The sequence below is a fragment of the Wandonia haliotis genome, assembly GCF_039523435.1.
Classification (GTDB): domain Bacteria; phylum Bacteroidota; class Bacteroidia; order Flavobacteriales_D; family Crocinitomicaceae; genus Wandonia; species Wandonia haliotis.
Map to the genome: position 1 here is coordinate 277,386 of NZ_BAAAFH010000003.1, position 21,764 is coordinate 299,149.

General features: G+C 38.1%; 18 protein-coding genes. 4 read left to right on the forward strand and 14 right to left on the reverse strand.

From position 1 onward, the window contains the following. Positions 1-101: 101 nt before the first annotated feature. The gene (gene kdsB, locus ABDZ97_RS01735; RefSeq protein ID WP_343784460.1) at positions 102-836 is read left to right on the forward strand and encodes a 3-deoxy-manno-octulosonate cytidylyltransferase; all 735 of its coding nucleotides are present in this window, start codon (positions 102-104) and stop codon (positions 834-836) included. Here kdsB and rnr read toward each other — a convergent pair. Further along, the gene (rnr, locus tag ABDZ97_RS01740) at positions 833-2,995 is read right to left on the reverse strand and encodes a ribonuclease R (protein ID WP_343784462.1); all 2,163 of its coding nucleotides are present in this window, start codon (positions 2,993-2,995) and stop codon (positions 833-835) included. The genes kdsB and rnr overlap by 4 nt on opposite strands. Positions 2,996-3,213: 218 nt before the next feature. Here rnr and ABDZ97_RS01745 point away from each other — a divergent pair, with 218 nt between their 5' ends. Beyond that, complete coding sequence (locus ABDZ97_RS01745; protein ID WP_343785671.1) at positions 3,214-3,738, forward strand: ferritin; 525 nt, start codon at positions 3,214-3,216, stop codon at positions 3,736-3,738. Positions 3,739-3,756: 18 nt separating this feature from the next. Beyond that, complete coding sequence (locus ABDZ97_RS01750; protein WP_343784464.1) at positions 3,757-7,653, forward strand: adenylate/guanylate cyclase domain-containing protein; 3,897 nt, start codon at positions 3,757-3,759, stop codon at positions 7,651-7,653. A 62-nt stretch (positions 7,654-7,715) separates the two neighbouring features. Here the strand turns inward: ABDZ97_RS01750 and ABDZ97_RS01755 are convergent, their stop codons facing one another. After that, on the reverse strand, positions 7,716-9,845 hold the full coding sequence (locus tag ABDZ97_RS01755) for a M3 family metallopeptidase (protein ID WP_343784466.1): 2,130 nt from the start codon (positions 9,843-9,845) through the stop codon (positions 7,716-7,718). 513 nt (positions 9,846-10,358) lie between these two features. Here ABDZ97_RS01755 and ABDZ97_RS01760 point away from each other — a divergent pair. Further along, positions 10,359-11,300, forward strand: coding sequence for a hypothetical protein (locus ABDZ97_RS01760; protein WP_343784468.1), 942 nt, complete (start codon positions 10,359-10,361; stop codon positions 11,298-11,300). A 53-nt stretch (positions 11,301-11,353) separates the two neighbouring features. On the opposite strand, the gene ABDZ97_RS01765 is transcribed toward ABDZ97_RS01760, so the two are convergent. The 12 genes from ABDZ97_RS01765 to lysS form a co-directional block, all read right to left on the reverse strand. Continuing rightward, the gene (locus tag ABDZ97_RS01765) at positions 11,354-11,917 is read right to left on the reverse strand and encodes a T6SS immunity protein Tdi1 domain-containing protein (protein WP_343784470.1); all 564 of its coding nucleotides are present in this window, start codon (positions 11,915-11,917) and stop codon (positions 11,354-11,356) included. Positions 11,918-12,000: 83 nt separating this feature from the next. Beyond that, a complete protein-coding gene (locus ABDZ97_RS01770) occupies positions 12,001-13,050 on the reverse strand; it encodes a WD40 repeat domain-containing protein (protein ID WP_343784472.1) in 1,050 nt (349 codons plus the stop codon). A 17-nt stretch (positions 13,051-13,067) separates the two neighbouring features. After that, positions 13,068-13,766, reverse strand: coding sequence for a hypothetical protein (locus ABDZ97_RS01775; protein ID WP_343784475.1), 699 nt, complete (start codon positions 13,764-13,766; stop codon positions 13,068-13,070). 79 nt (positions 13,767-13,845) lie between these two features. Beyond that, a complete protein-coding gene (locus ABDZ97_RS01780; RefSeq protein WP_343784477.1) occupies positions 13,846-15,045 on the reverse strand; it encodes an ankyrin repeat domain-containing protein in 1,200 nt (399 codons plus the stop codon). Positions 15,046-15,142: 97 nt separating this feature from the next. Beyond that, positions 15,143-16,087, reverse strand: a complete 945-nt coding sequence (locus ABDZ97_RS01785; protein ID WP_343784479.1) for a hypothetical protein — start codon at positions 16,085-16,087, stop codon at positions 15,143-15,145. After that, positions 16,084-16,551, reverse strand: a complete 468-nt coding sequence (locus tag ABDZ97_RS01790; RefSeq protein ID WP_343784481.1) for a DMP19 family protein — start codon at positions 16,549-16,551, stop codon at positions 16,084-16,086. Before ABDZ97_RS01790 ends, ABDZ97_RS01785 begins: the two co-directional genes overlap by 4 nt. 334 nt (positions 16,552-16,885) lie before the next feature. Beyond that, positions 16,886-17,170, reverse strand: a complete 285-nt coding sequence (locus tag ABDZ97_RS01795; protein ID WP_343785672.1) for an ankyrin repeat domain-containing protein — start codon at positions 17,168-17,170, stop codon at positions 16,886-16,888. A gap of 215 nt (positions 17,171-17,385) precedes the next feature. Then, positions 17,386-18,126 (reverse strand): SDR family oxidoreductase, encoded by a 741-nt coding sequence (locus tag ABDZ97_RS01800; protein ID WP_343784483.1) that lies wholly within the window; start codon positions 18,124-18,126, stop codon positions 17,386-17,388. A gap of 42 nt (positions 18,127-18,168) precedes the next feature. Then, positions 18,169-18,558, reverse strand: a complete 390-nt coding sequence (locus tag ABDZ97_RS01805) for a helix-turn-helix domain-containing protein (protein ID WP_343784485.1) — start codon at positions 18,556-18,558, stop codon at positions 18,169-18,171. A 73-nt stretch (positions 18,559-18,631) separates the two neighbouring features. Next, positions 18,632-18,982 carry a DUF5713 family protein gene (locus ABDZ97_RS01810; RefSeq protein ID WP_343784487.1) on the reverse strand — a complete coding sequence of 117 codons (351 nt, stop codon included), beginning with the start codon at positions 18,980-18,982 and terminating at the stop codon, positions 18,632-18,634. Between the two features lie 96 nt (positions 18,983-19,078). Continuing rightward, entirely contained in the window at positions 19,079-19,765 is a 687-nt protein-coding gene (locus ABDZ97_RS01815) for a hypothetical protein (protein ID WP_343784489.1), read from the reverse strand. 258 nt (positions 19,766-20,023) lie between these two features. Beyond that, complete coding sequence (gene lysS, locus ABDZ97_RS01820) at positions 20,024-21,742, reverse strand: lysine--tRNA ligase (RefSeq protein ID WP_343784491.1); 1,719 nt, start codon at positions 21,740-21,742, stop codon at positions 20,024-20,026. Positions 21,743-21,764 lie beyond the last annotated feature (22 nt).

The following is a 21,764-nucleotide window of genomic DNA, read 5'->3' on the forward strand; positions in this document are numbered from 1 at the left end:
TCAACTAAAACAAGCAGGTGTAATGAGTCCTGTTGTAAGGAACAGGCAACCGGATATCTGTTGAATAAAGCTAATTTTGTATGTTTGAAAAAAACGAACGCATGTATACATTAGGAATTATTCCTGCCCGTTATGGCTCATCCCGTTTTCCCGGAAAACCATTGATTGATCTGAAAGGTAAATCAATGATCCGAAGGGTGTATGAGGGAGCTGAAAAATGTACGCTTTTTAATGAAGTAGTAGTAGCAACGGATGATCAAAGGATTTACGATCATGTGACTAGTTTTGGGGGCAAGGTAATGATGACAGCTGATGTACACCAAAGCGGAACGGATCGCTGTGGCGAGGTGTTAGGGCATTTCCCTCAGGCAGATCTGGTGGTGAATATTCAGGGAGATGAGCCTTTGGTAGACGCGCGTCAGTTAGAGTTGCTGATTCGTGCATTTGATGACAACTCTGTTCAGATTGCGACGTTGGGAAATCCAAATCTGACCCATGAAGATCTGAATAATCCGAATAGGATAAAACTGGTGAAGAACAAGGCAGACAACGCGTTGTATTTTAGCCGGAGTGCAATTCCTTTTGGAGCAAAAGTGCCTCAGGAAGAATGGTTGAGTAAGTTTCCGTACCTGAGACATATTGGGTTGTATGCATACCGGTCACAAACGTTAAAAGAACTGATACAACTTGCTCCGGCTGATCTTGAGTTGTGGGAATCACTTGAACAGCTTCGATGGCTGTATAACGGATATGCTATCCGTGTGGTTGAAACAGAGATTGAAACCCCAAACATTGATAGTCCTGAAGACGTTGAAACGGTGCTTAGAATGCTTTAATCAACAGGATCTGTTAATTCGAGATCAATCGTTCGGCGGCGGGTATCAACTTCTTTGATGCGAACCCATATGTCATCACCAATATTAAACTCTTCTCCGTGACGGGCTCCTACGATACGATAGGTGTCTGCATCGAAGTAATACCGGTCACCGGGGATGGAGTCCATTGGGACAAGCCCTTCACAACGGTTCTCTTTCATTTCAACAAACATTCCAAAGTCTGTAATACCGTTGACAATACCCTCAAACGTTTCTCCCACATGGTCTTTTACAAATTGGACCTGGAAGTACTTGGTAGAGTCCCGTTCTGCTTCTACAGCCTTACGCTCCATTCTTGAAGTTTGTTTCCCGATTTCGTTTAATGTCGGAAGACCATACGGATTTGGTCTTTTCTCCAGCATAGCATGCAAGATTCTGTGTACAACCAAATCAGCATATCGGCGAATAGGGGATGTAAAGTGAGTGTAATATTCGAATGCTAATCCGTAATGACCGATGTTTGTTGTTTCGTAATTGGCTTTTGCCATTGAACGAATAGCCATGGTCTGAATAATCGAGTACTCATTTTCGTAACGGATATCATTTAACAGTTTATTGATACTGCGCGATATGTCATTTTCGTTGGAGAATGTAATGTCGTAGCCAAATTTTTCAATGAACAGTTTGAATGTTTCAATTTTACCCATGTCCGGTTTATCATGTGTCCGGTAAATACAAGGGGTTGCCGGGTGGTCTTTATCTCCTTTTCCGATAAATTCGGCCACATGTCTGTTAGCGAGCAGCATAAATTCTTCAATGAGCTTATGCGCATCTTTAGAGACCTTTATAACCACTTCTTCCGGTTGTCCGACATCATTTAATCGAAAACGAATTTCTTCAGATTCGATATTCATTGCACCGTGCTTTAGTCGCTGCTTCCGATAGATTTTTGCGATTCTGTCCAGATCGCGGATAATCTCTGCGAGTTCTTCTGATTTTCCTTCAATAACTTCCTGAGCCTGTTCGTAGGTAAATCTTCTGTCTGAATGGATAACGGTTTTCCCGAACCATTGTCGTACGACTTTATCCTTATCATCGAACTCAAAAATTGCTGAAAAACTGTATTTATCCTCATTGGGACGTAACGAGCAGGCAATATTGGAAAGTTGTTCCGGAAGCATGGGTATAACGCGATCCACAAGATACACGGAGTTAGAGCGTTTCAACGCCTCGGCATCCATAGGCGATCCCATGGTAACGTAATGACTGACATCAGCTATGTGTACACCGATTTCTTTGTTGCCGTTTTCGAGAATTCTGTATGATAACGCATCGTCAAAATCTTTTGCGTCGGCCGGGTCAATGGTGAACGTAAATACATCTCTGAGGTCGAGGCGTTTTGCAATCTCTTTTTCGTCCAGTTCGATGGATGTTTCTTCTGCCTGTGCAATAACTTCCTGAGGAAACCGGAAATCAATTCCGTTATCAACCAGAATAGAAATCATTTCTGCATCATTGGTTCCGGGCATTCCGAGAACTTCAACAACTTCTGCAAAAGGACTGTCAGCTCCTTCCGGCCAATCCGTGATACGAACAAGGGCCTTTTGTCCATTTTGTGCACCGTTTAACTTCTCTTTAGAGATAAAGAAATCGACATTCATGCGCTGATTATCCGGAATCAGAAATGCGAACCGTTCATTGACCTGCAGTACTCCAACGTAGAACTTTTTGTCACGTTCAATAACGTCAATGACTTTCCCTTCGTCGCGATTAGCTCCCCGTTTAATGATTTTAACCTTTACCCGGTCTCCGTTCAGGGCTTTCCCCGTATGTTTGGGTTGTATAAAGATGTCGTTTTCTCTGTCCTCTACTACCAGATAGGCAGCTCCTCGAGCTGTGAAGTCAATTGTTCCCTCAAATTCTTTTTCGGGGTTATTGTAACGAAATTTCCCCCGTACTACTTCTTTAAGCAGATGTTGGGCAGCTAGCTCTCCTAAAATTTTATGAACCAGTTTGCGTGTTTCGCTATCATTAATAGAAAGAGTATTACTGATTTGTTTATAGTCAATTGTATGATCAGGATTGTTTTCGAAATAATGAAGAATCCCGTCTTTCAGTACGTTCTTAAGTTTGTTTTTTCCCGACTTGCGCGGTCCTTTGCGATGTTTCTTTTTTGCCATGCACTAAATTCTGTAAAGGCGAAAAGTTATTCTTTTCAACTTAGACTAATTCTAAAATTCGAAGGTAACACTAATTTATAACTATTCCATTCGAATAATTGTTAATAGATTGATAACTTTGACAATGAGTAAAATGGAGGCTGATTCAGCCTGTTTATGTTTGCAAATTACTTGGTTATTTGCGAAATTTTATTAGATTTAATAACAAAAACAGATTCATAATGAACAAACACATCGAAGAAGTATTAAATAGCCAGTTAAAGAAGGAGGCATCGTCGTCTCAGTTTTATCTGGCAATGGCTTCATGGGCAGAAACAAACGGACTCAACGGAACAGCAAAATTCTTATACCGGCATTCAGACGAAGAGCGTATGCATATGTTGAAGTTGGTGAAATTTATCAATGAACGGGGAGGAAAAGCAATTATTCCTGCCTTGGAGCAACCGCCCGTTAGTTTTGATTCGGTACTAAATGTTTTCGAGCTATTGCTTGAGCATGAATTGGGAGTAACCGACAGCATCAATAATGTGGTTGATATTTGTTTGAAAGAGAAAGACTACACTACGTATAATTTCATGCAGTGGTATGTTTCCGAACAGTTGGAAGAGGAAGCACTGGCACGTACAATTCTGGATAAATTGCGCATGATCGGAAATGACAAGGGAGGCTTATACCTTTTCGACCGGGATCTTGAGAATTCAGCTATCCAGGTTGAGAATGCTGCTGCCGGAGCTGCGCAGTAAGCGGTTTAAATATATTTTATGAAACAACTCTTATTCTGGGGAGTACTCTTTATTTTGGGAAGCGTATGTTGGGGACAGTCTAACATACGCTTTCAAAATTATTCCATTAACAGTGGTTTGTCGCAAAGTTATGTGACAGACATTCTTCAGGATGAAAGTGGGTTTATCTGGGTATGTACACAAGATGGTCTGAACAAGTTTGATGGCTATGAGTTTCATATCTTTTCCGCAGACCGGACTAATGGTATAGAAAGCAATTACTTTAACTGCGGGATAAAGGCATCAACTGGGTTATTATGGTTTGGTACCCAGCAGGGATTAGTTTCGTATGATCCCAAAAATGAAAGGTTTCACTCATTTGTTCCTGAAGGAAAGATCAAGGATAAATCGATCGTTAGTATTGCAGAGAACGAAGCCGGAGACTTATTTGTATTATTTGACAACAGGGGGATATATCGGTTCTCTCCTGTTTCAGAAAAATTTTATCCGCTTTCAAATGCGGTAAATGACGGGTCAATGACCCGTCTTAATTATTACTTTTCGTATGGACTTTTTGTATCAACGATTGACAAGGGGTTACTGGTCTATTCAGACGGGAAAGTCCGACCACTGACGACTTTGGATAGCACGGGAGTTACAGAGCCGATAAAAACAATTACAGCCTACGAATCGGGATCTTTTCTTGTAGCTTCTTTAAAGGACTTGTACCTATGGGATGGTCACTCGGATTCATTGAGCCCTTTCATTTTTGATTTTAGCGCGAATTTTCCGGGGACAGAAATAGAAGACATTAAAGTGCTGGATAATGGCACTGTCCTGATTGCCACTGTTTCTTCCGGTCTTATCGAGTTGCAATTCGGAGAAGAAGAAACCCGAATTTTTAGATACAGACAGGATATTTTCCAGAAAAACACATTGCTTAATGACCAGACGACCCGTTTGTTTATTGATAGGGATGGACAGCTTTGGGTTGGTACGCAGCGGGGATTCGGAACATTTAATCCGAATTATTTGGGTTTTTTAGGTGTAGGGCCTTCGGGTAATCTGGAACAGGGTCTTCCAACTCCCAGTGTATGGTCATTTGCAGAGGATAATGATGGAGATTTCATTTTTATAGGAAATAGTAATGGAATTTCCCGATTTGACAGAAACCGGAACAGTTTTAATCACTTCTATAGAGAAGCACAGGTAAATTTGATCCGTAAAGTGGATATGCCGGCTCTTTCGTTGTTCGTCCTTAATGAAAATGAATTACTTGTCGGGTGTTTGGATGGATTGTATAGACTGGAAATTAATCCGGAAGACGCTTCTTCATACCGGTATGTTAAACTACCTCATAAGCGAGGTGTTTCTTCGGAATACGACAGGGTTTACCAAATTGTACAGGTAGATGCGGACAGGTATTTACTGGCCACACGCGGAGGTATTTGCCTGGTGAATATTGATACCGGTTTGTACACCTATGTTTCGAATCATAAAGGACTGGGTTCGGTTAAGTATATTTTTAAAGACGTCTTTGATAAATTTTGGATTGCGCCTGCTAACGGAGGGGTGTACCGATGCATTCTTCTGCATAACGGGGAACTGACCATTCAGTCTTCCTCTTTTAACACACACCTTTCTAAAATCGTAAAGGGAAATGTGAATGTCATTCACCAGACGAAACCCAATGTATTTTGGTTAGGGACTTACGGGGACGGTCTGATAAAAGTACATGTTACAAATAACCAGATTGAGCAATTTGATGTAAACAAAGGTCTTCCTAATAATGTGATATATGGAATTTTGGAGGATGAAAACGACAATTTGTGGTTAAGTACCAATCGGGGGCTTTCCAAGTTCAACAAGAAGAAGGAGAATTTCATTAACTATTCGGAGATAGATGGTCTGATGAGTAATGAGTTTAACATCGGGGCATTTTTTAAAACGCGAAAAGGAGAGCTATACTTTGGGGGAATTTATGGGTATAATCACTTTCTCCCCTCAGATCTTCAGGAGGGACGACAGAACTTAACCGTTTTTCTTACCGATCTTCATATTGGGAATAATAAAGTTTTGCCCGGACAGGAAAACGGAATCCTTTCTACTTCTATAGCATTTACGAGAGAGATTCGACTTAGCCATCGTCAACGAAACATACAAATTCAATTTGCTTCGAATGATCTGGCAAATGCTTCGCTTGTTGAATACAGGTATTTTCTGGAAGGAAATGACGAAGATTACACCTATCTCGGAAGTGAGAACAGTATTATGCTTAACTCACTTTCTCCGGGGGTATATGAGCTTAAGATTTTTGCCAAATCAGTATATGGAGAGTGGAGCAACCGACCTACAACACTGATTATTCATGTAGAACCGCCGTTTTGGATGACCTGGTGGTTCAGAATAGTTGTACTTGTTTTTATAGCGTTGGCATTGTTTATTTTTTACAGAGTCAGGTTAGAGAAGCAACGTAGACGTATGGTACGGCTTGAAATGAAAATTGTCGAGCGAACAAGCGAAATCCGCGATCAGAACAAAAAGATTGAAGAACAGAAGAAAAAGATTGAGCAGCAGAAACGAGAGGTTGAAGAAAAGAAACAACTGCTGGAACAGGAAAAGGAAAAAGTAGAAAAGCTATTGCATAATATCTTACCGGAAGATACGGTGAAAGAACTGAGCGAGGTAGGAAGTACGAGTGCAAGAGCTTATAACAGGGTGTCCGTGATGTTTACCGACTTTGTCGGTTTCACGAAGATTGCTAATCAGATGCCACCGATTGATTTGCTGAAACGGTTAGATCTTTTCTTTTCTAAATTTGATGAAATCATTGAAAAATGGAATCTGGAAAAGATTAAGACAGTAGGGGATGCCTACTTATGTGCCGGAGGAATGCCTATCCGAACGAAAGAAAACCCTATTCAAACTGTTCTTGCCGGTCTTGAAATCCAGCAATATATGAAGCAACAGACTGAGATAGAAAAAGCTCAGGGAATCACCCCCTGGCAACTCAGAATAGGGATTAATACCGGAGAAGTTGTTGCAGGAGTAATTGGTAAAAAGCGCTATGCCTACGACATCTGGGGGGCGACAGTAAATCTGGCGCAACGGATGGAAACAAATGGAAAGCCGGGGAAAGTGAATATTTCGGAGTCGACGTATGAGGCTATTCAACCGTATTTTGAATGTACGTTGCGCGGTGAAGTCATGACCAAAAACAGTGGTCTGGTAAATATGTATTTTGTAGATCGGATCAAGCCGGAGTTAAGCGCGGATGAACACGGTGTGGTTCCGAATGAACGATTCTGGAAGATTGTAGATCTTCACCTGTACAGTTCCATCAACTACATGAAGGCAGAGCGTACGATCCACAATTTACTGGAGGAAAGACTTTCTCCGAAATTGTATTATCACAGTATCTGGCATACAAAAGACGTTACGGCTGCTGTAGAACGACTCGCATTAATGGAAGGAATTACAGATGAAGGTCTTTTCCTGCTTAAATCTGCGGCGTCATACCACGATGCGGGATTCATTGAGCAGTATGAGAAGAATGAGCCGATTGGAGTACGTCTGGCAGAGGAACACCTTCCTAAACACGGATACAGTGAATCTCAGATCCAAATCGTAAAGGATTTAATTTATGCGACACAAATTCCACATAAACCTAAAAACAAACTGGAAGAGATTATTTGTGATGCAGATCTGGATTATCTGGGTCGCGATGATTTTCATGAAATTGCCGATAAGCTGAGAAGGGAATTGCGCGAGCATGGTAAAATTGACAGCGATCGCAAATGGGATGAGATTCAAATTTCTTTCCTTACGCAGCACAAGTATTTTACGGACTCGGCCATTAAGCTTCGTCAGGCAAAGAAGTCCAAACATGTGGAAGAGATTAAAGAGCGGTTGGCGAGGGATGAATACAAAGATTAATGGAAAGCAAGAGAATAAAAAAACGGGTGAACATACATTCACCCGTTTTTGTTTAGTTAGAACTAGTTCAGTCCTCGTTTCTTCAATAAAGGTTCAATACCTGGTTTTGCACCTCTGAATTTAACGTATAATTCCATAGGATCTTCTGATCCTCCTTTTTCAAGAATATTTTCACGGAAAGCCTTTGCTGTTGCCTGATCAAACAAGCTGGTCTCTTTGAAAGCCTGATACGCATCTGTATCCAGAACTCCCGACCAGATATAACTGTAATATCCGGCAGAATAGCCTCCGGCAAAAATATGACTGAAGTAGGTGCTTCTATAGCGGGGAATAATTTCTCCGATTAGCCCTATTTTATTCATCGCTTCTCGCTCAATTGTATTGATATCACCCTCAAGTTTTCCATTAGTCGTGTGATAATGCATATCCAGTAACGAAGCTGCCAGGTATTCAGTAGTTGCAAATCCCTGATCAAATGTACCGCTTCGCTGAAGCTTTTCTATTAAAGCATCCGGAATAACCTCTCCGGTTTTGTAATGCTTGGCATATTCTTTCATGAATTCAGGATCTCCGGCCCAGTTTTCCATTACCTGAGAAGGAAGTTCTACAAAATCCGTATAGACATTGGTTCCTGCAAGACTTTTGTACTGAACATCTGATAACAATCCGTGTAAGGCATGTCCGAACTCGTGGAAGAATGTTTCTACTTCGTCAAAGGTTAATAGGGAAGGCTTATTTGCCGTTGGTTTTGTAAAATTGCACACAATAGAAATAACAGGCGCTTTGCGTTGTCCGTTTTCAACACTTTGAGAACGGTAAGAAGTCATCCAGGCTCCTCCACGCTTGGAAGTTCTGGGGTGAAAATCCATGTAGAGTACGCCGACATGCTGACCATTCTTTTCCTTTACTTCATAAGCAACGACTTCGCTATGATAAACAGGTACGTTGTCAAGTTTTACAAACTGAAGCCCGTAAAGACGATCGCAAAGGTCAAAAATCCCGTCACGAACGTTATCAAGACTGAAATACTCACGAATTTCTTCTTCATTAATTTCATAGCGTTCCTTACGGATTTTCTCGGTATAGTAACGCCAGTCATACGGTTCCAGTTTAAAGCTTTCACCGCCTTCGCTGATTTTTGCCTGCAGATCTTTTGCTTCTTTCTTTGCTTTCTCCAAAGCCGGCTCCCAAAGTCGATTTAACAAGGCATATACTTCATCAGGAGTACCGGCCATTGACTCTTCCAATTTATACGCAGCATGGTTTTCGTACCCTAGTAACAGTGCTTTTTCAGCACGTAACTCTACTAATTCACGAAGGACTTCTTTGTTATCGTTTTCGTTGTTGTTGTTTCCCCGCATCTGGTAAGCTTCCCAAATTTGTTTACGCAGGTTACGGTTGTCTGCATATTGCAGGAAAGGCATTACACTAGGATTATGCAATGTGAATAACCATTTACCTTCCATACCTGCTGCTCCTGCTTCACGGGCAGCCGTTTCAATCAGATCATCGGAAAGTCCGGACAAATCACTTTTCTGATCAATGACAAGTTGAAAATCATTGGTTTCAGCTAATTGGTTTTGACCAAATTTAAGCGTCAAAAGCGAAATTTTCTCGTTGATTTCTCGCAAACGTCCCTTTTTATCTTCGGGAAGATTGGCGCCTCCTCTTACGAAAGATTTGTATTGATTCTCAAGAACCTTAGTTTGTTGACTATTCAAATTCAATGTAGCTTTGTTTTCCCATAGAGTTTGAATACGGGCAAAAAGCTTTTCGTTTAGCGCAATATCATCCCGGTGTGCTGACAGTTCCGGAGAAATTTCTTCGGCAATAGCCTGAATTTCATCGTTGGTATTCGCAGAAGAGATGTTGTAAAACACACTGCTAACGCGCGAGAGTAACTCTCCTGAATTTTCAAGTGCAAGCAACGTGTTTTCGAAAGTGGGAGCTTCCTCATTGTTGATGATTGTCTGGATTTCATCTTTCTGTCGTTTGATTCCCTCCCGGAATGCCGGAAGGTAGTGCGCCTCACTAATTAGGTCAAATGGAGGAACTTCAAACGGGGTATCGTATTTTTCTACAAAAAACGGATTCATTTTTTCCTTGGGTGTTGTTTTGTGATCATTTTCTTCTGTTCCGCATGCGGATAATAACCCGACAGCAATTACAGAAACGGAAAGTATTCTTTTCATAGTTTTCTTATTTTTAACCAACCAGTTCTACAGTCAGATCCTTGTCAGTTTTAGTTACTTTGTTCTACTGTGTTTTGTCCGTATTTTTACCACGGTATCTTACCGCTCCAATATAGTAATCAGATGCACTTCTGTTTTCTTTGGGAAGAAAAAATACTATACATCAGTTTTTTCGTTATCGGTAAGTTTACTATACCAAGTGCTCATAGTACTTAATGACAAATACACATTGACTATTGCGAGCGAATTTACTACTTTTTCCTCAAATAGTTATTGACCGGGTTTTTTTAAGTAGGTGATGTGTTTGCTGGTTATTCATCTTATTTTATTGCAAAAAAAGTGTCTTTAAAATAGATGCTGGAATCAAAGTTAGTTTATTGCTATTCAACTATAATTGGTCAGCTAAAAACGAGTTGTTCTGCTAACAATCATTAAGTTAAAATTATTTGAGTAACGACATCTAACAACTCAGTTTTTCATTAGATTTGCGCACATTAAAAATTAAAAAGTTAGATGAAAAAACTGATTTACTATTCTGCTTGCATTTGCCTTTTAGCGGCAACATCATGTTCCAGAAATTTTGAAAATAAAGAAGAGGTATACGAAACCAATGTAAAAGGGTTTTTTAATATGAACGATGAGGATGAAAATCCTGCATTTACTATTCTGGCACTTGAAAAGGTTATTAATGATTGGGATGGCGGAGGAGACAATCCGGCCTACGAACCATCAGCAAGTACGGATAAACTTATTAAAGTTGAGATCAAAGGAGAAACGACAGCTTCTGATGTTGATTTAGGGATTACAGAGGCAAATCTTGAATTGTTTGATGCGAAAAGTAAAAAAACATATTCACCAATTGTCTCTCTAAGTAATGGTGTAACATTCGGTGGATTGATGGAAAGAATGGCATCCGGATATGTTGTTTATAGCATTCCGATGGAATCTAATTTAGATGATTTATACATTGGAATTAATAAAGAATTAGCTACTGCGGATTTAAGTAAAGTAGATGTTGCATCACTACTTCCGTTGAAGAAAAATGGAGCTTTGGAAGAAAGCACTATCGCTATCAATCAAACGAAAGTTGTAGAAGACATAATCTTTGAGCTTCAGAAAACATATGTTTTCGGTAACTTAACTGTAAATGTTTCAGATGACGTTGTGGCGAAGTATAAAGAAACATATTTCGATGATCCTGCAGAAGCGTTTATTAAGCTTGAAATTGAAGTACAAAACGGTTCTTCTTCTGATAATGCTTTTGTTGATGAACCTTACTTGGTGACTGAATATGGGATCTATAGTAAAGTATATGATATGGGTGAATTCCCCTCAACTATAGAGCCAAATGGAACGTATAAAACCTCGTTGTACTATAAGGTTCCGGCTGGAACAAAAATTCTTGGTCTTATAGGTGAAAACATGGAAGGTAAAGACTACTCTATAGAGTTATAAGTAGAATTAATAAGTAATTTAACACCCTTGCATTTTATGCAAGGGTGTTTTTTTTACATGGTCATTTGAAACACAAGCTCCTGATAAACTTGTGCATTTCCTTTCTTTAAATATTGAATTTCTTCAGCTCCTCCCATCCCTAATACCGGAGTGAAAGTGAAAATTTCGTTATTGGCGAGCTCACCTTGTTCTTTTATTGCATTTTTGAACAGTTCTTCTCTCAACCAATACTCCCTAAATTCCTCTTCCGGTAAAGAATCTTCAAAAAACGATTCTAAACTCCAGTTTAGTGTTTCGATATTACGAAATTGGATGTCTATAATACAAACATCTTCGTCAGTTTCTGTAAGTTTCCTGTAGTAAAACAACTCGCCGAACCCCGTTATGGCGAAAGGAACATAGTTTTCAACTTCTCTACCTAACCACGTCCACAGCACAGGTTCGTACTCTTTTGGGTTAATCAGTTCGATTGTTCCCTTATTGTACTTGCCAAAACCGTCAGATCTCCACAAGTCAAGTAACATTTCAGGAACTTTATCTTTATAGGCTGATATTATTTCAGCCGTCACCGGAATTGAATTCTCGGCGATTTTATATGCATTTTTAAACTTTTCCATACCTGTTTTAATGATGTTATTCTCTTATTTAGATCTGCATTTTACTTTAGGATAAAAAATGATAGAGCTATTCATCCTTTAATTTATGGTTGATCTCTTTTGGTAAAGATAGGCTCTAACCCTCGTATGTTTACCTTTACCACTTTGTAATTGTCTAAAAGTGCTACAAAATGATCATCATCTTGCCAAATCATTGCGTAAGCATAGTCAATCAAATTACGGTTAAAAATACGGTAGCACTCATCATCCATGTGTGCGCTAATTAGGTGTAATAATCCCGATCGGTCATTTACTAAAAAACGACGACCATTTGGGCTCAATACCGGTAAGGTTGTCCATGCGGTACACGAATAATCATCTTCGTCTTGCCCGCTATGCTTTACGCCACTCTTTCCCTCATAATACAGTCTTTTGATTTCCTCCAAATCTTCATCCAGTGTGAGAATAAAGTTTTTGTGTTCAAAAGGAATCCAATATTTTTGATTCTCTTCGGAATAAAAAAGTTCTCCCGAGCTGCGAAGTTCTTTTGTTTTGACAACTTCTTCGGTTTGAAAATTAAGGATGCTTACTCTTTTTCCATTTGCTTCTAGTACGGCAATATAATTTTCATTTTCACGGTGCAAACAAATTCCTGAGATATAGTCAAAATCATTTCCATCCAACTGTTTTATTGTTTTTACCCGATCTAATGCTGTGTTCATTACAAAGATTTCATCAGAATTAGTTCCGATAATAAAATCATTCTTGGTCCATACCAGATCAGAGATATATGCAGTGGTTACGGCTTCGGTAATGCGTTCACCGGTTTTAGCATCAAATATGGCAATGTTTTTATGATCATTTGAAGCTACAATTTTTGTTTTGTCCGGACTCACGGCAACGGATCTTCCATACCCCTCAATGGTATACAGCACATTTCCATCCCAATCCCTACTGATCATGAATTCTTTCCAGCTTGCACAAAATCCACTTGACAAACGAGCCAGACGAAAATCTCCTTTTACCGAAGAATACGTAAAATCATACGGTTCAGGGATGATATGATATTCTTGTCCGTCATCGACATAATCTTCAGGAAATTCTTTTTCTACAATATCTAAGAAGTTGCTTTTAAAGCGTTTAAAAAAACTCATATTTTAAATGATTATCATTATTTTTTGGATCCAACAATTATTTTCCAAAGATTTCTCAAAGACTTCTTTGTTACGGAATCCTCAGTTTTTTCTACGATTTCATCCAGTGTATCTTCCCATCTTTTTCTTTCAGTGGATAAGTAATCAGAAATATCGCTTGGGTCAGGCACCTCAATTTTTACATTTTCATTGACGTAATCGCTGCCTGTACTGAATCCGGCAGAATCAAATTCCTGGTATTTTTTTAAATGATCTGCCCATTTAGGGTCTGTCATAGTGATTCTGTACATTGCCCAGGGAATTCTATTATAATCTTTCCAAAAATCTCTCCAATGCTCTTGCCAGGTATAGTCCCAATCTTCATGATCTTCATCCACTCCATCTTCTATGCACAGCGCATCCATTTTTTCATGTGCTTCTTCTTCATCCCAGGGTAAATTTTCAGCTTGGTAAATAAGTACATCTTTTATATACGTATCGACCAGTTCGTCTAAATCATCAGGTAAATATTTTTCATGCGGAATGGCCTCTCCTAAAGATCCATTGGGTATTCTTTGATAATTGTCGCCAAAATCATAGGCTTCGCTAATCAACAGTTGCAAGGCAAAATTTTTATCCTGCGGAAACGGACCTGCATCCGGGTGATCAAATTTTACTAGTAAATCAATATAGTCATCCTTTTTCTTCATGACTATCATTTGCCATAGTGTGCTCATAAATTTTGAATTATAGTTTTTGGTTAATCGTATACAACGTTTAGACAGCGCATAATGCGTTTATATAAAAGCTTTTACATTAAGACAATAGCCTTGCTAATTCTTCATCATTCCAATGTTTTGCTACCTCAGCAGGTTTTGTTCCTACAGGAAATACAACGAATTCCTTTGTACTCTCTGCATTCACATCCGCACCGTTCTCGAGTAATATTTCAGCCATTCTTCGGTGTCCCCCTAAATCCGCCAGAAAATGAAGAGGTGTCCATCCTTTTTCGTCTTTAAAGTTGGAGAATTTATTGTCATTTAGTTTATAGTATTCTTCCAGCCCATCCACTCTTTTACTTCTTGCTAAATAATGGAGTGGTGTAATTCCTGACTTATCTTTTACATCAAATGTGGCTCCAGCGGCAATCAAGTTTTGCATTAAAGCAGGCTCTCCGATAGAACAAGCATACAGTATTGCACTATGTCCTTCATCTCCTTCGTCCTCAAAATTTGCCCCATTTTTTATTAAATAAATAATGAGATCAACGGTTTCCCAGTAGTTTAAATGCTCTTTAGGTGCCCAGGACAATTCTTCGCAAATTTCTTCCTGTTCCCAAGCCGGTAAAACTCTACCTAAGCTATCATCACCGGTATAAGGATTTATATATCGAAAACAGCCATTTATAATTTCATATTTTACGTTAACCCCGTCATTGGATCCCACAGAATCCCAGTTTTTTATCATAGATTCTTCCAAGTAGATCAGTGCATTCAATAACGGTGTTAAATTGTTATTATCTACCGTATTTATATCAGCCTTTTTATCTACTAAAGTTTGTGCAACACATATTTGACCTAATGAAGCGGCGGTATTGAGCGCTGTTCTGCCAAAAGCATCTTTATGTTCCAGATCAATTTCTTCAATTCCTTTCAAATCAAATATGTCTAAAAAGTCAATAGCTGCTGCCAAATGAAGTAAAGAACCTCCTTTATCCGTTACTACTTTTATGTCAGCATTATTTGCCAATAGGAATTCGCATATACTAAATTCCTTTTTTGATACTGCTAATTGTAGTGGGTAAAAGGATTGGTTATCCGGAATATTGGGGTCTGCTCCATTTTCAAGGAGTAGTTTTACAATATTTTCAAACCCATTAAATGCAGCACAATGCAGCGCCATAGAATTAGGTCCTTTGTGGTTTACATCTGCCCCCAGTGAAATACATTCCACTACTTTTTCTTCATCTCCGTTTTCAGCGGCAATAATTAGTTCTGCGTTACTATCTCTATCCATTTCTTAATTTTTTATCTTGTTTGATTTCTTTTTACGGTTGATGATTATCCCTCATTTTAACTCTTCCTGCTTGGCAGCTTAACACGCTCTCTTTTCGTTAAAAGAAACCGGTAAAAAAGGGATTTTCGATCTTATAAATTTTGTAGTACTCTTTTTCGTCTTTTAATTCATAATTCAAATGTATTTTGATAAAAAACTCGAAATACTTTTCCAGCTCTAAACCTGGAAAATCGTACAGGGCATGTTTTATTATATCGAGTAAGTTTTCTGCTTTTTTAGTATGAATAGGAACCGTGAGTGTCACTTGATATTTATTCACTTTCTCTAGTGGCAAATCAATTTGATCATCAATTCTTTTTTGCTGATTATGCTTGTTATTGCCGGGTGACATTAGGGAAGTCTGAAAAACCTCAACATCCGATTCATCTTCATAGATATAATGATTTTCGTGCTGCAATGTGATGAAAAAAGTTAGGTTCTCTATTCGAACTTCTTCTAAAAAATCGAGTGTCACATCAATGGTTAGTTCACTGATATCATAATTTTCAAGGGTTGTTCGCTCAAAACTATTTTTTAACGAAAAGTCAATTTCTTTAACATCTTCAAACTCGATTTTTGTAACATAGCAATCCACTTTTCGTGCTTTAGGTGCAATTAATTCTTTCAGTTCGGAATTGCCACTACAATCAATTTCTATTGCATTTTCTAGAGCGAGGTGAGTCAATTTATTAAAAGAACATCTTACATTTTTAGCTTTGGGAGCATGCAGTTCTGTTAATTTGTTTTCGGAGCAATTCACCTCCTCAGCATTATCAACCCGCAATGAAATCAGTTGATTTTTATTGCACCCTACATAAATGGCATCAGGAGCTTCAAGTAATTTTAGTTGATTGTTTCTACAAAAAACTTTTACTGCATTTGTTGTAAGTTGCTGTATTTTTTGATTACCCGGAACTTTTAAGATGCCATCTTTATCTACTTTTAAGGAAACCTCTTTTCCTTCAACATCTACAGCCAATGCGTAATATTCTTCTTTATTCAAAACTGTTCAATATTTTCGGTTACGTAAAGCAAGTTTTGGTTGAGTATATATTCACCTAACTGATAAAACTCATCCGATAATTTATACCATTCTTCATCCACCTCATTATCTTCTGGTAAATCCTCTAAAATTTTTCTGCATTCTTCCAGATCATCAGGGATCGTTTTAGCCGGATATATTTCTATTGCTTTTTGAAAAATGTCATCCACTTTGGTGAGTCCTATTTTTTGAAAAACAACCAACCCTTGAGATATCAAACTATTTGCGTTGTTGTAGAAAAAAGAATTGATTCCTCCCCCATTTATATTGTCTTGAATAATTTGAGAAATAATCAGCGGTTTTTCCACTTCATTTAATCGGTCAATGTATCGGCCGTCCTCACATTTATCCCATAGTTCATCAATAATTAATTCGTAAATCTCTTTTTTATTGTCAACTTTTAATTTTTCTAAATATTGTTTCATAATATTTCAGTTAAAACAATCAGTTTCACACTTGAAGTAAAACGTACAATACTTTTTATTTTAGGAGTGTTTTCTGTGCACGTTTTATCATTAAAATCCATATAACTCCCACCTGCTTTTTCAAGGTGCGAAATCTTATATCCGCCTTAACAAATAACATATAATTTGAGCATTTTCCCATCTCTTTTTACGCCAAAAATGTAACCTTCATCATTTATTAGGTAAGATGTAACATTGACCGGGTAAGATGTTAGGTTGAAAGAGCAAAATATGGGGTGAAAATAAAAGTTACAGTGCCTTCCCATCTCGATCTTTAGTGATTCTAACTTCTGAATTACTTAATCGTGGGTTTTTCATATTTATCAACTCTTATATTCACCGTAATACTTAACAATAGTTTAAGTATTTCCTTGTCGCAACTCATTTCAATAGCCGCTTCGTAATTGGTGTAATTTTTAAATTTCAGGTAGGGATCGGCACCATTTTGCAACAGAATCTCAACCATTTCAACATTGTTTTGATGGATCGCTTTAAAGAGCGCATCTGCACCTTTTTTATGCCTCATGGTTACATCGGTATTATGCGCTTTGAAGAAAATTAATAATCCATTTTTTTTCAGTTGTTTACATGAGTTTCTTCATGGTGTTTAACAGCTGTTTTTGGTTAATTGAATAAACGCTATCTACGGTGATTAGTTGCATGTATTACCAGTTGATTTAGGGAGTAATCACCTAACTATCATGAAGACAATAAACTAGCATAAATAAAATTTGAGAGAGTGCTAAAATAAGCGAGAACAAGTAATGATTTTATAACCAGTGTTTGCAGCGTTTGTTATGCCATTCCACCATTTATTCCAAAGTTTTGTCCTGTAATCCATTGAGATTTTTCGGAAGCTAAAAACGAAATGATTGAAACAATATCATCTACCTCGCCAATTCTACCAAAGGCTGATAAATTTGCAATTCTGTCAATTAGTTCTTGTGGTTTGTCCTTGCGAAATAATTCTGTATTCAAGGGTCCCGGTAAAACAGAGTTAACGGTAATTCCTTTGTTTCCGATTTCTTTAGCAAAAACTCTTGTCATTTGCTCTACAGCTGCTTTCGTGGCGGAGTAAATAGCATAAGTTGGCATCATTAATCGGGAAGTAGTACTTGAGATATTGATTATTCTTCCATTCGTTTCCAATTTTTCAGCAGCCAGTTTCATCATCAGGAAAACACTCTTTACATTGATAGAAAATTGACGGTCAAACTCTTCTTCAGAAAAATCTTTCAGGAATTTTGTGATCATGATTCCGGCATTGTTTACTATAATGTCTACTTTTCCAAAGTGTTCAATCGTTTTAGTAAATAATTCATTTACTTCCACACTTTGGCTAATGTCCGCTTTTATAGCAATAGCATTTCCGCCATTTGAGACGATTTCTTGTACAACTGAATTGGCTTCTTCCGGACTAGCGTTGTAGTTTATAATTACGTTAGCGCCTTTTTTTGATAACTCAATTGCGGTTTTCTTTCCCAAACCTCTTGATGAGCCTGTTACGATTGCAGTTTTGTTTTTTAATTGTGACATGTAATCTCTATTTTATAGAACAAAAGTAAAAGAGGAAAGAGGTTATTTACTGGTGAGAGTTTCAGAATTTTTATGTGATTGGAATTTATGCTTTCTATAAGCAGATGGCGTTTCACCGGCATGCTTTTTAAAGTATTTGGTGAAATTGGAAGGTTCGAAAGTAAGTTTATAGGCAATATCAGCAATTGTCTGTTCAGGATTATTTAAAAGACTTTTTGCAACGGTTATGGTTTTTTCATTACAAATATCACAAGGAGATTTCCCGGTTGTTGCTTTGATTGTGTTACTAAGGTGAGTTGGGTGTATGTGCATTATTTCTGCCACATCATGAATTTCTAAAAAATCGTCCACCTCTCCCTGAACAATTTTTTCTAAATGATTATCAAGAATAGTCGTAAATTCTTTTGTTATTTCTTCAGGTCTTTTGATCATTTAATTTACTTTAAAAGTGTCAGGGCTAGTTAGACTAAACTGCATTTCAACCCAGTTTAAGCTTTGTAATATTTTACCATTCCCGTGTTGCGATCAGTTCTTCAATGTCTGCATCATAACCATAGGCTTTGGCTATCAGTTCAAAGTCTGCGGCTAAACATTCTCGTGCTCCAGTCTCTATTTCACTATTATTATCAAAGAATTCATCCTGTAAATCATTTATCTCATCAGTTGCTGTTTGTGTCAATTGATATAGTCCCTGGAGATCATTTGGTTTTTGTATTTCAATTTCCTGACATAGTTTCAAAAGAATACTCTTGCATTTATCCACCAAAAACGTTGGAAAATAAGAATCGTTATACATGCAATCTAAAAAGGCATAATTTTTAATGGTCGAATTGCTTAACTCTGATTGTTCAATCATCTTATTATTGCTTGAATTTTGGGGTATACTTGAATTACATGAAAGTAACCCTACAAATAATAAAAAACAAATAGTTTTTGTCATGTTTAAAATTGATTACAACGATTCAAATAATTTATGATTCATTGGCAGCTCCCAAATCTCAGTTTCATAATTATAGTATAACCCATACCATTTGATTTGAACCGAGCTGGGATGAATTTGATTTATTTTATTCAACAAGGTATCGATTTCTTCCTCATTTAGCCTTTTGCAACCTACAGAAAATCTAATCCAGTCTTTTTGGTTATAGTTGATTTCGGAAATAAAAAAAGCAATAGTTTCATCGGGGTCTGAGCCAGCAAAGTATGTGTGTTCAGGGCTATTCGATGAGATGCTGATTGGATCAAAATCTACTGTCGGAAAAACAACTTTGATTTGGTTTAAAACAACTTCCAACTCCAATTTTTTTTCTGCTATAAAGTCAAAACTTGCCTGTGTAAATTCAGATTTTTTATAAGATATAAACGTAATGATTGATTCGTAACCCACTAAAGTTTCGTTTACACAATTTCTTAATTCATTGAAATTTGGAGTTTCTCCGAAATCAAGCAGTGCTGCTTCAATAAAATCAACACCGCGGGCAGATCCAAATCCAATCCCTAAATTCATCAGGCTGGCGTCTAACGATGAATCGACTGATTCTAATTCTCTTTCAGTGATTTGTTCAACAAAATCAATTCTTAATTTGAGGTCACACGCCCAATCGGAATCCGTAATATTTGGTTGAATTTTTTCTTTCATCTAACGAAGTGTAACAAGTTGGCTAAACTGTTTCTGTTCCAACCGAAACCCCTGTTGAGGTCGGTTATTGCATCTAAGTTATTTTATAAACGTCACTTGGCAAGACAAATGGTCCGGATTTTTGCTTTTTTCGCTTTGTAAAGGAAATAGAACCCGACTGAAATAAAAAGAGTAACTAGCAGCTTACAAAAACACACAGCTGAAAAGCTGTGTGTTTTACTTAATTAGTAGCTAAAAGCCTTAATATTGCTGGAGATATTACTCTTCAATGAGATCAACCATCAAATTATCTTCAATTTTCGTCACTTTCGTTAAGCCTAATTGCCCAAGTGCCTTGATTCCTTTGTCCCATTGTTTATTAGATAAACCAGATTTATCTTTTAAGTCATTCAAATTCATTGACTTATGCAATGAAATGATATCAAAAATAACCTTTTCATTTTCAGCTAATTCAACCGTTTTCTTCTCTCCAAACTTCTCAGGTCTCATTTGCGGGAAGAAAAGTACTTCCTGAATGGCGGGATTATCGGTCAGGAACATTATTAAACGATCCATTCCTATTCCCAGACCGGATGTAGGAGGCATTCCGTATTCCAGTGAACGAAGGAAGTCCTGATCGATTAATCCATTAGCTTCGTCATCACCTTTTTCAGCCAGACGAACCTGATCTTCGAATCGTTCACGCTGATCGATGGGGTCATTCAATTCGGAGTATGCGTTTGCTATTTCTTTTCCGCAAACCATTAACTCAAAACGTTCTGTCAATTCCGCATCGTCTCTGTGGGATTTACATAACGGAGACATTTCTTTCGGGTAATCAGTGATGAATGTAGGTTGGACATAATTCCCCTCACATTTTTCACCGAAGATCTCATCAATTAATTTTCCCTTACCCATGGTGTCGTCAACCGGTATCCCCATTTCTTTGCAGGCAGACCGAAGTTCATCTTCTGATTTGTTTTTGATATCAAATCCGGTAAACTCAAGGATGGAGTCACGCATGGTAACGCGTTTATAGGGAGCCTTAAAGTCAATTTTATGTTCTCCAAAAGTACATTCTGTCGTTCCGTTTACAGCAATTGCACAATGCTCAAGAAGACGTTCGGTGAAATCCATCATCCAGTTATAGTCCTTGTACGCAACGTAAATCTCCATGGCTGTGAACTCAGGGTTGTGCGTTCGGTCCATACCTTCGTTACGGAAGTTCTTAGAAAATTCGTAGACACCATCAAATCCTCCTACGATCAGACGCTTAAGGTACAGCTCGTTGGCAATACGCATGTATAAAGGAATATCTAACGCATTGTGATGTGTGATAAAAGGACGTGCGGCAGCTCCTCCCGGAATCGGTTGAAGTACCGGCGTTTCTACTTCCATATAACCGGCATCATTAAAGAACGAACGCATAGCATTGAACAAACGGTTTCGTTTGATAAAAATTTCTTTGACGTGTGGGTTTACAACCAGGTCAGCATACCGCTGGCGATACCGCATCTCGGGATCGGTGAACGCATCGTGCACTTTACCTTCAGAGTCTGTTTTAGGCAACGGAAGAGGTTTCAGTGACTTACTCAACAGAGTCAATTCTTTTACTAGTACAGATGGTTCGCCTACCTGTGTTTTAAATAGCTCTCCCTTTATTCCGATAAAGTCTCCAAGATCCAGTAACTTTTTAAAGACATCATTGTAAAGTGTTTTGTCGTCTTCCGGGCAGATCTCGTCACGGTTGATGTACACCTGAATGCGTCCGGATGAGTCCTGTAACTCTGCAAAGGAAGCTTTTCCCATGATTCGCTGAGACATCATACGTCCGGCAAGGCACACCTGTTTACCTTCTTCGAAGTTCTGTTTTATTTCCTTTGTTAATGAATTAACCGGATATAAATCAGCTGGATAGGGATTTATTCCCATATCTCTCAACTTCTGCAATTTCTCTCTTCGGAGAATTTCCTGATCGGAAAGATGTGCAACACTCATGAGTTGTTTTTTTATATTTTTA